Here is a 3,556-nt window from a genome sequence, read left to right on the forward strand (position 1 = left end):
CCGGCAATCCACATGGATGCGATATACAGCACCACGCCGATGGTAGCCATCCAGAAATGAGCCTCGATCAAGGATTTGCTATACATGGATTCGCGTCCATACAGGCGGGGAATCATGTAATACAAGCTACCAAAGGTGATCATGGCGACCCAGCCCAGCGCACCGGAATGGACGTGCGCGACAGTCCATTCCGTGTAGTGAGAAAGCGCATTCACAGTCCGGATGGACATCATGGAGCCTTCAAAAGTAGACATGCCGTAGAACGAGAGCGCCACCACCAGAAACTTCAGGATAGGATCGGTGCGCAGCTTGTGCCACGCGCCGGACAGGGTCATGATGCCGTTGATCATGCCGCCCCAGGAAGGCGCCAGCAGGATCAGGGAGAAAGCCATACCCAGGCTTTGGGTCCAGTCAGGCAATGAGGTATACAGCAGATGGTGCGGACCGGCCCACATATAGGTAAAGGCTAGCGCCCAGAAGTGAACAATGGACAGGCGATAGGAATAGATCGGACGATTGGCCTGTTTTGGCACGAAGTAATACATCATGCCCAGGAAACTGGTGGTAAGGAAAAAGCCCACCGCGTTGTGACCGTACCACCATTGCACCATGGCATCCTGCGCACCGGCATAGGCAGAATAAGAGTTGAACCAGCTATAGGGCAACTCGATGTTGTTGAAGATATGCAGGATAGCGATTGTCAGGATGAATGAACCGTAGAACCAGTTGGCCACATAAATGTGTTTCATCTTGCGTTTAGCCACCGTCCCGAAAAAGACGATCGCGTAGGCGACCCAGACCAGCGTAATCAGAATATCGATAGGCCATTCAAGCTCGGCATATTCTTTGCTGGTTGTGTAGCCGGCCGGCAGCGTGATCGCAGCAGCCACAATAACCAGTTGCCAACCCCAGAAAGTGAACGAAGCCAGTGGTCCACAGAACAGGCGCGTCTGACAGGTACGCTGAACGACATAATAGGAAGTAGCAAACAGCGCACTACCGCCAAAGGCAAAAATAACTGCATTGGTATGCAGCGGGCGCAGACGACCATAACTGAGCCAGTCTACGACGTTCAGTTCCGGCCAGACCAGTTGTGCTGCAATGTAGACACCCACAAACATGCCGACAATTCCCCACACAACGGTCATTATGGTGAACTGGCGCACGACTGTGTAATTGAAGATCTCCGCGTCTGCGGAGCGCGCATTCTGGACACGCATAAAATTTCCCCTAAAAAAACCTATTGTTAAATCTTAAATAGATCACAGCGCAGCGATTTGATAAATATCAAGTTGCGCCAAGACATAGACGAAACAGGCGCAAAACCATGCGTAATTAGCCAGGTGGTTACGAGGAAAACAACAGTTTTTTCTTGGGGCGGCCGTAAAGCAGAGGCAATGGCCCACTGCTTTTGCACGCCGTTTTGTCCGCCATTTTTCTCACTGCTTTTACTGGCGCTTACTCGCCCTTACTGGCCCTTTTCCTGCCTGGATACGACGTCCTTGCATTGACTGCAATCGACAGCCGCCGGGGGCGGGCGCCCAGCGCTATCCTGGGAGACCAGATACGTTATACACTGCACGATACCGGCCGCTTCATCGCTTCCTATCGCATTGGCAACGACGATTTTGCAGACGGCACGTGAGTCGCTTCCCTGCCCCACTCACTATCGGGCAGCGCGATTGCAGCATCTTCGTCCTGTAATATCACGCTTGCGTTTTCGTCACTGTCTTCGAATTGACCCGACATCACCGCCCAGTAAAGTACGCCGCCAATGCTCATGACAAACAGAAAAGCCAGGAAAACCAAGAGAAAGAATACGTCCATGGCAAGTACTAGGCCGACGACGAGTTGATCGCGACCGTTCCGGCCCCGACAGGCTTGCCAACCGTATAGTTTTTATAAAAATGCCAAGCATAAAACGCGACTGCCATCGACGACCCCAGCATGGTTATGGCAGCAAGCCATGGCTGCACCAGGCCAATCATGGCAAATGGAATCATAAGCAGATGCCACAACAATGAACCGTAAAGAGAGCGGCGGGCAACGCGGACGGTCTGCGCACGCAAGGCGATAAGAGCCTTCTGACTGAGTGGTGGACTGCCAAGAACAATGGCGCGTGCCGCTGCCTGTGCAGAGGGTACCGCCATGGCCATGGCGCAAGGACAACTCATGACAAACAGCGCAACCAGCACCGACAGGGCGTGGTCCGAATCAATGAACATGTACCAGATGAGCGCGGACACAATGGAGAGCGCAATTTGTATACTTACGAAGTACAGCCCGACCCGGTCGGCCGTCTTGGCCAGCAGCCTGGACTCCTGATCGAAGCGCTGATCAAACGCAGCCCCAGCCGACTGCCTGGCGGCAAGCGCCAGATAGCGCGCCGTAAGCACGAAGGCAACGAACATGGCAATGGATTCGAAATAGACTTCGCCGGATTGGCGAAAGGTCGCGATAGCACTGGGAATAAAGGCCACCACAATGCCCAGGCCAATGGGCCAGTTCATGGACTGCTGATGGGTGTCATGCGGGTCCCGGCCGACAAAGCCACGCCAGATAGGCCAGGCGCAATAAAGCAGCACCGGCACGGTCAGCAGCAGGCTGCACCAGTTCATGACGATAATGGCCGTATCCAGCGTATCGACTGTTTCTGCATCAACGTAGCTGGCACGAAGATAACCCGGGAAGGCGAACATCATGACCTGCATCATGACCAGCCAGGCCAGCCCGAGCCGGGCAAGCATGTGCCTGCGCTGCAGGCGTTCCTGAGCGCCCAGGTCGCTGGGGATCGAGAAAATGGAGGCGGGTTTCATACCACCGATCATAGTATCGATCGGAGAAAGCGATCTTGATCTATATCAAACTATTCAGTACCTGCAGCGCATTGCGCCCGCCTGCGGTTCATCGTGGCCTGCTCAGACAGGGTTGAACACGCCCTGGGACAAATACCGATCACCACGATCACAGACGATGAAGACAATCGTGGCGTTGTTCACGCGTTCGGCGGTACGCAAAGCAGCCACCAAGGCTCCCGCGGACGAAATGCCACCGAAGATGCCTTCACTGGCAGCCAGGTGACGGGCCATATCTTCGGCCTCCTGTTGCCCGATCAGCTCGAAGTGATCAACGCCTGCCTGGTTATAGATGGCCGGCTGATATTCTTCGGACCATTTCCTGATGCCTGGAATCGATGCGCCGGGAGCCGGTTGTGCACCGATGATCTGGATATCGGCGTTACGCGATTTCAGGTAAGAGCCAACCCCCATGATCGTGCCGGTGGTTCCCATGGCGCTCACGAAATGCGTAACCTGTCCGTCTGTCTGGTTCCAGATTTCCGGTCCGGTGCCTTCGATGTGGGCTCGTGGATTATCGGGATTGGCAAACTGGTCGAGCACCTTGCCCTTGCCTTCGGCCTGCATAGACTGCGCCAGATCCCGGGCATACTCCATGCCGCCTTTGTCTGCCGGCGTCAAAATCAGCTGGGCGCCGTAAGCATTCATCGACGCACGGCGTTCCACAGACAGGTTATCGGGCATGATCAGAATCATTTTAT

Annotated in this window: 4 protein-coding genes; all 4 read right to left on the reverse strand. The window is 54.8% G+C overall.

Features of this window, described 5'->3' with window-relative positions; all coding sequences use genetic code 11:
* Positions 1–1,220 (reverse strand): cytochrome-c oxidase, cbb3-type subunit I (gene ccoN, locus ACTIKR_RS20415; protein ID WP_442328878.1); only part of this gene is annotated, 1,220 nt, incomplete at its 3' end.
* Between the two features lie 385 nt (positions 1,221–1,605).
* The gene (ccoS, locus tag ACTIKR_RS20420) at positions 1,606–1,827 is read right to left on the reverse strand and encodes a cbb3-type cytochrome oxidase assembly protein CcoS (protein ID WP_442328879.1); all 222 of its coding nucleotides are present in this window, start codon (positions 1,825–1,827) and stop codon (positions 1,606–1,608) included.
* A gap of 8 nt (positions 1,828–1,835) precedes the next feature.
* Positions 1,836–2,816 carry a P-type ATPase gene (locus ACTIKR_RS20425; RefSeq protein WP_442328880.1) on the reverse strand — a complete coding sequence of 327 codons (981 nt, stop codon included), beginning with the start codon at positions 2,814–2,816 and terminating at the stop codon, positions 1,836–1,838.
* Between the two features lie 102 nt (positions 2,817–2,918).
* A partial coding sequence (locus ACTIKR_RS20430; protein WP_442328881.1) for a pyridoxal-phosphate dependent enzyme occupies positions 2,919–3,556 on the reverse strand: 638 nt, incomplete at its 5' end.

Origin of the sequence: Advenella sp., from assembly GCF_052108595.1 — a bacterium.
In the GTDB taxonomy this organism is placed as follows: Bacteria; Pseudomonadota; Gammaproteobacteria; order Burkholderiales; family Burkholderiaceae_B; genus Advenella.